Source organism: Corynebacterium tuscaniense (genome assembly GCF_008693065.1).
Lineage (GTDB): Bacteria > Actinomycetota > Actinomycetes > Mycobacteriales > Mycobacteriaceae > Corynebacterium > Corynebacterium tuscaniense.
On the sequence record NZ_VXKH01000073.1, the window covers coordinates 1 to 6861 of the forward strand.

General features: G+C 60.4%; 6 protein-coding genes and 1 pseudogene. 5 read left to right on the forward strand and 2 right to left on the reverse strand.

Going from position 1 to position 6861, the window contains the following annotated elements:
- Window positions 1-2509 (reverse strand): DEAD/DEAH box helicase (locus tag F4V54_RS09625; RefSeq protein WP_249041281.1); only part of this gene is annotated, 2509 nt, incomplete at its 3' end.
- A gap of 254 nt (window positions 2510-2763) precedes the next feature.
- Between F4V54_RS09625 and F4V54_RS09630 the strand changes: the two genes are divergently transcribed.
- The 5 genes from F4V54_RS09630 to F4V54_RS09650 all read left to right on the forward strand — a co-directional run bounded on the left by F4V54_RS09630 (window position 2764) and on the right by F4V54_RS09650 (window position 6504).
- Window positions 2764-3537 (forward strand): 3'(2'),5'-bisphosphate nucleotidase CysQ, encoded by a 774-nt coding sequence (locus F4V54_RS09630; RefSeq protein WP_150386993.1) that lies wholly within the window; start codon window positions 2764-2766, stop codon window positions 3535-3537.
- Entirely contained in the window at window positions 3534-4340 is an 807-nt protein-coding gene (locus F4V54_RS09635) for a thymidylate synthase (protein ID WP_150386994.1), read from the forward strand. Before F4V54_RS09630 ends, F4V54_RS09635 begins: the two co-directional genes overlap by 4 nt.
- A gap of 1 nt (window position 4341) precedes the next feature.
- Window positions 4342-4854, forward strand: coding sequence for a dihydrofolate reductase (locus tag F4V54_RS09640; RefSeq protein WP_150386995.1), 513 nt, complete (start codon window positions 4342-4344; stop codon window positions 4852-4854).
- Window positions 4855-4858: 4 nt separating this feature from the next.
- The gene (locus F4V54_RS09645) at window positions 4859-5146 is read left to right on the forward strand and encodes a glutaredoxin domain-containing protein (RefSeq protein WP_034666237.1); all 288 of its coding nucleotides are present in this window, start codon (window positions 4859-4861) and stop codon (window positions 5144-5146) included.
- Window positions 5147-5577: 431 nt separating this feature from the next.
- Entirely contained in the window at window positions 5578-6504 is a 927-nt protein-coding gene (locus F4V54_RS09650) for an HNH endonuclease signature motif containing protein (protein WP_150386996.1), read from the forward strand.
- Window positions 6505-6552: 48 nt separating this feature from the next.
- On the opposite strand, the pseudogene F4V54_RS09655 reads toward F4V54_RS09650, so the two are convergent.
- Window positions 6553-6732: pseudogene (locus F4V54_RS09655) on the reverse strand (integrase core domain-containing protein); the annotation flags it as partial.
- Between the last annotated feature and the right edge of the window lie 129 nt (window positions 6733-6861).

The following is a 6861-nucleotide window of genomic DNA, read 5'->3' on the forward strand; positions in this document are numbered from 1 at the left end:
CCGCACGTTGACGCTGCTGCCACAGTGGCGCGCGCTTGCCCGGGTTGCGGCGCGGAAGGAGCAACGCGCGGGCGGCACACTCGCGGAAACGCGACGCGAAGAGAGCGGAATTGCCCACTTGTTCAGTAACAATGTCCGCGATCTCATCCGCATCAAAAGCAAATATCGACGCATCCGGTTCCCGCTCCCCCTGCGGCAACCTCAACACGATCCCGTCATCCCCCGCGACCGCCTGCGCGTCCATGCCGGTCTCCTGCGCCACGCGCCACCCAGTAGCCAGCGCCCATGCCGCGTTGACGCCTTTGCCGAACGGCGTGTGCAACACCACACGCCAATCCCCCAGCTCATCGGTGAAACGTTCGAGGACCAGGGTCTTCTCATCCGGCACGATGCCGGTGGCCTCTTCTTGCTCCTCGAGGTATTTCAGCAGGTTGTCGTGGGCGTATTCGTCCAGGCTCGCGTCGATGATGGTCGGATCACTTTTCGTTTCTCTGCGGAATGCGCCAAGCGCCAGCCCCAGCTCGTATGGCCTGCCGAGCGCGTCTCCCGTCCAGAACGGCAGGCGGCCCGTGTGACCCGGCGCGGGGCTGACCTGAACTTGGTCGCGGGTGATGTTCTCAATCCGCCAGCTAGATGCGCCGAGAGTGAATACGTCGCCAACGCGGGATTCGTAGACCATTTCCTCGTCGAGTTCGCCGACTCTTCTTGGTCCTTTTCCTTGTCCTTGTCCTTGTCCTCCTTCTTGGTCGCTTGCGGCCAAGAACACTCCGAACATCCCTCTATCCGGGATCGTTCCGGCATTGGTCACGGCTACGCGCTGCGCGCCGGGGCGGGCTTTGAGGGTGGTGCCGTCCAGGATCGCGCGGGGGCGGAGTTCGGCGAAGTCAGTGGATGGGTAGATGCCAATGACCAGATCGATAACAGCATCGAAGACTTCACGGGCGAGGTCACGGTAGGGCCAGGCGCGGGTAACCGTCTCGTACCAGTCATCCAGTTCGAGGTCTTCCACCGCGACAGCGGCCACGGTTTGCTGGGCGAGCACGTCCAGCGGGCTCTTCGGGGTGTGCAGTTCCTCAATGAGGCCCTGCCGCATACGCGGCACAGTCACCGCTGTTTGCACCAGGTCGGAGCGGTGCTTGGGATAAAACGAACCTTCTGACACCGCACCCACCGAGTGCCCGGCGCGGCCCACACGCTGCAGGCCAGATGCCACCGACGGTGGGGATTCCACCTGGACAACAAGGTCGACAGCGCCCATGTCAATGCCCAGCTCCAACGAACTCGTGGACACCACCGCCTTGAGCGTGCCCTCCTTCAACGCGGTTTCCGTGGTCTTGCGTTCCTCCTTGGACACTGAACCGTGGTGAGCCCGCGCGATCACCGGTGTGGCTTTGCCAGCAACGTCTACCGGCTTCATCAGTTGCGCCGGCGGACGACGCGTCTGCGGGCTGAGCGCCTCCGGGTCGTGTTCCGCTGCCCAGATCTCATTGAGTCGGCTGGTCAGACGCTCCGCGGTGCGGCGTGAATTCACAAATACAATTGTGGACTGATGCGCCATCACCTCCCGATACAACTGCGCCTCAATGTGTGGCCAGATCGAGGACTGACCTGGGGTGGGCGGCGGGGCGGCGACGAGGTCCAGGTCCACGCTGATAACTGCTTCCCCGATCGGCGAGCCTTCTTCCGGCACGGGCAAGTCGCTCATGTCCTCCACCGGCACGTGCACATCGAGCCGCCACTTCTTCTCCGCGGGCGGATTCACGATCGTAGTGTGCTCGCCCAGGAAATTCGCCACCGTGTCGAGCGGTCTCACTGTTGCTGACAGGCCGATGCGCTGGAAGTTTCCTGCTTGTCTGCGAAGCCTCTCCAGCGACAACGCCAAATGCACGCCGCGCTTCGTTCCCGCGAGCGCGTGGATCTCATCGACGATGACGGTATCCACCGTCTTCAGTATCCCCGCCGCCTTGCTGGTGAGCATGAGGTAGAGGCTCTCCGGCGTGGTGATGAGAATGTCCGGTGGTTTACGTGCTTGCCGGTTACGTTCCGCCTGCGGGGTATCGCCGGAACGGACCGCCACGGAAATGTCCGGCATGTCCAGCCCCATGCGCTGCGCCACCCGCGCGATACCGGTCAGTGGTGCGCGGAGATTATTCTCCACGTCCACACCCAGGGCTTTCAGCGGGGAGAGGTACAGCACTTTGACTCCCGCGCGCGTTCCTCGGGTGGTGCGCTGGAGTGCCACGTTGTCGTCGAAATGCAGTGCTTGCTGCCCGGCGCGGTTCACCATCGAATTGAGCGACCAGAGGAATGCCGCCAGTGTCTTACCCGAGCCAGTCGGGGCGACGACGAGGGTGTTCTCCCCCTCCGATATCGACCGCCACGCCTGTTCCTGCACGGGTGTCGGCGCGGCGAAGACTTCCTCGAACCACGCCGAAACCTGCGGGTGGAAACGGTCGAGCACGCGACCAGAATCCCCGCTCACGGAGTGATTAGAAAGTCTGTCAGGCACGCTTTCACTTTAACCGGCACGAACAGAGCACTTAACTTCCCACTACAGAACGCTAGTGGGAGGTTATTAAACCAGGTGGCATCGCCACGAGAAATTACTAACGGTCCCTTCTACTCGATTCATTGCACTTCATTCATTCCACTTTGTAGACCAGCGGGCACCCAGCCGAGGCAAGCCACACAAAGAACGAATCACACCTCCCCCAAGGCCCGGCACAACTACGGCACACCCCGGAAAGCGGTAAGGTCTAGACCATGACGGCAACGTACTCGGACTCACGGTTGACCAACCTCATTGCTCAAGGAACGGGCGAGATCCTGAAAGGAATTCGTGGCGTCGGCCTACTTCGGGGCCGGGAGCTCGGTGAGGCGGGGGATGACCTGGCTCAGAACTGGATTGCTCGGGTGTTGGAGCAGCACCGCCCGGAGGATGGCTTCTTGTCGGAGGAAGCCGTAGATGACCTGTCACGGTTGGATTGCAGCCGGGTATGGATTGTGGACCCACTAGATGGCACCAAGGAATTCGCTACCGGCCGGCAGGACTGGGCAGTGCACATCGCGCTGGTTGAGGACGGTGTTCCGATCCATGCAGCGGTTGGTCTACCCGACCTCGGCGTGGTGTTTAAGTCTTCGGACGTGCGCCATGTGTCAGGGCCACTGTCGCGAAAGATCGCACTGTCACACAACCGTCCCCCAGCGGTAGCCAATTATGTGGCAGAAAAGATGGGATTCGAGGCCGCCCGCATTGGTTCAGCTGGTGCGAAGGCGATGCACGTGCTGCTGGGTGACTACGACGCATACATCCACGCGGGCGGACAGTATGAGTGGGATCAGGCGGCGCCGGTGGGCGTCGCTAAGGCAGCGGGCCTTCACGCGACGAGGCTGGATGGTTCTGAAGTGCACTTCAACAATCAGGACACATATATTCCTGATTTGTTGATCTGCCGCCCGGAGATCGCCGACGAGATTTTGGAACACGCTGCCGCTTACAAGGAAGAGCACGGCAGCTACGAGGGAATTGCGAAGTGACAGAGACGATTAACACCCCCTACGAGGACCTGCTGCGCGAGATCCTGGAGACCGGCACCCCGAAGGGCGACCGGACAGGCACGGGCACGATCAGCCTGTTTGGTAAGCAGCTGCGCTACAACCTGGCGGAGTCCTACCCCCTGCTGACCACCAAGAAGGTGTATTTCAAGGGCGTTGTCGGCGAGCTGCTGTGGTTCCTCAAGGGTGACTCGAATGTGCGCTGGCTGCAGGAGAACAACATCCGCATCTGGAACGAGTGGGCGGATAAAAACGGTGAGCTCGGCCCGGTCTACGGCGTGCAGTGGCGTTCCTGGCCCACGCCGGATGGCCAGCACATTGATCAGATTCAAAATGCGCTGGACCTTCTGAAACAGGATCCGGAGTCCCGCCGCAACCTCGTCTCCGCATGGAATGTGGCGGAGCTGGACAAAATGGCCCTCATGCCGTGTCACCTGCTCTTCCAGCTCTACGTCGCCGACGGCAAACTGTCCATGCAGGTCTACCAGCGTTCCGCGGACATGTTCTTGGGCGTGCCGTTCAACATCGCCTCTTATGCGTTGCTCACCCACATGTTCGCTCAGCAGGCTGGCCTTGAGGTCGGTGAGCTCATCTGGACTGGCGGGGATTGCCACATCTACAACGACCACATTGAGCAGGTCAAAGAGCAGCTGTCGCGCGAGCCACGCCCCTACCCACGGCTTGAGCTGACCAAGGCGGAGTCCATCTTCGACTACAGCTTCGCAGACATCGCGGTCACCGGCTACGACCCACACCCGACGATCACGGCGAAGGTCTCGGTCTAGCATGCTCGGCGCAATCTGGGCGCAAAGCCTCGATGGTGTCATCGGCGACGGCAAAGACATGCCGTGGCACCTGCCGGAGGACCTCAAACATTTCAAGGAAACCACGCTGGGCAGCCCCGTCATCATGGGCCGCCGCACGTGGGAGTCCCTGCCGTTCAGGCCGCTGCCGGGTCGCCCGAATCACATCTTGTCTTCGCGCGAGCCGGGCGAATGGTCCGACGGTGCATTCGTCTCCCGCGACCTCCCGGACCTCCAAGTCGACGCATGGATCATGGGAGGGGCACAACTCTACGAAGCCACGCTCGATGAGGTTGATGTCATTGAACGCACGCTTATCGACGCCTCCCTGGCTCCCCTCCTCCCCCACCCCGTCCTCGCCCCCCGCATTCCGGCGGAGTTTGAGCTGGCCGAAGAAACCGATTGGTTCACATCTTCGCGTGGTCACATCACCCTCGACGGTGCCGACGATTCACCTCTGCGCTACCGCTTCCAACGTTTTGAACGAAAGGCTTAGGGCTTTGCCTACCACTCCTTCAACCCCTGAAACCACAGCACCCGTCACCGTTTTCGCCGCTTCCTGGTGCCCGTACTGCACGGCGTTGGTCGCGGACCTTCGCCGCGCCAGGCTCCCCGAAGGCGCGGTAGAGATCGTCGACGTCGAAGCACCCGGCGTAGATGCCGACGAGTGGATCAAGTCCGTCAACGACGGCAACCGCATCGTGCCCACCGTCCTCTACTCCGATGGCACTCACGCCACCAACCCGCCAGCCGCCGACGTGCTGGCCAAGCTCCCTGATCTGAATTAGTAGACCTGAACTTGAACCACTGCAATTTACAGCGCGCGATCGGGACTCTATCTTTCAAAAATCGCACTTTTTGAAAGATAGAGGCTGAATGTGGGTCCCTAGATTGCAGCCGATCCACCTGGGAAACCACGTAGCGCAGCTCCATAAGCAGCTAAAACAGGTCTTCCATAGCCACCGGGACGCTGCAAAATAGCTAAGCCACGGTTTTCCAGCAAGAAGCGCGTATGACGCGGTGTTCGACGCAGTCGGTTTAGTTCCACGACAAGCGTCTGAAACTTTTTTGGGCTTTGCGGGAACCGGCCCGTTTCCGCTGGTCCTCGGCCTGTCGCTCTTGTTTTAGCCCGCACCGCCTGTGGATAGATTTTTCTGTTATCCACAGGTTTTTGGGGCCCTAGCTGCACGTTTTTGTGTTTCGGTTTAGCGTGCATGGCATGACTTCATTCGCAGCCTTAGTAGCGGGTTTCACCAACCCGCTCGAGACCCTGGCATCCTTCGATGCCCAGGTGCTCCTCGATGCTGGCTGCAACCCTGCACGAGTCACCGAGCTGACCAAGGTCCACACGGCCTACTACGGAAAAACGAAATTCACTCGTAAGCAAGCCAACGCGATCAAGATCGCCCGGTCGACTCAGAAGTCCATGGATCAGCTCGTCTACATCGAAGGCAGACTTTCCGGGATCAAAGACCACAAAGAGAAGTGGCGGCTACGGCTTGCTTTGCTTTCCGTTAAGGGTGACTACAAGACACTCACACGTCGCGCGAAGGACATCGTGCCTGAGGTGGAAAAGCCTGCCCCGGAACCCACAATGCGGATTGGTCGCTCCCAGAATGAGAGGCACCCTATCACCATCATGGCCGTAGAAGAAGACGCGGCAGCTATTGAGTTCGCAACACGCCAGAACCTCACTGATGGTCCTGCTGGTCCGCAGATGTATCAAAACCTGATGGCAGAACTTGGCCTGCGCCCTGATGCGGAGAATGCGCGACCGGGTGGTATTGCCCCTGCAGTGCCCCGCCCCTTGGTCCACATCCCGTTGGAAGAGCAGATCAAGATCATGGGTGGCGCTGGGGACGATGTCATCCTTGGGTTGACTGACGGCACCACGATGACGGGTGCGGAGTTCCTGGCCCAGAACTTTGCGGACGTCCTAGAAGTAGCGATGTTCCACCCGCAAGAAGGACCCGTCAACCTGTATGACACGCAGCGCTTCGCGAACCAGAAACAACGCGACCTCGCACGCTCCACCATGCCGACCTGTCCTGTGCCGGATTGCCGGCACGCAGCCGATAACCGCGAAGTCCACCACATCAAAGCTGGGGTTGCCCGCAAATGGTGGACATGTAGTGGAGCTACCTGATGGTTAGGCAGCTGTTTCTTTTTTGTTGGTGGTCTGGGTGGTGTGGTGCTCGAAGTCGACGGGGCTGAGCATCCCGAGTGCGGAGTGCCGGCGTCGACGGTTGTAGACCACCTCAATCCAGCGTGCGACAGCCGTACGTGCACTGTCACGAGTAGGCCAGCGCTGCCGGTCGTAAAACTCCGTTTTCAGCGTCGCCCAGAACGATTCAGCCATCGCGTTATCAAAACACAGGGCCTGACCCCCGGAAAGTAGACACGTCGGGGGTTAGCTATGCTGCTTGGGTCAGTGTAGCTGAATTAAGTGCTTCGAAGGTATCGGGGGCTAGAAGGTTGCACCAGGAGTGTCGTCTGCGCGTGT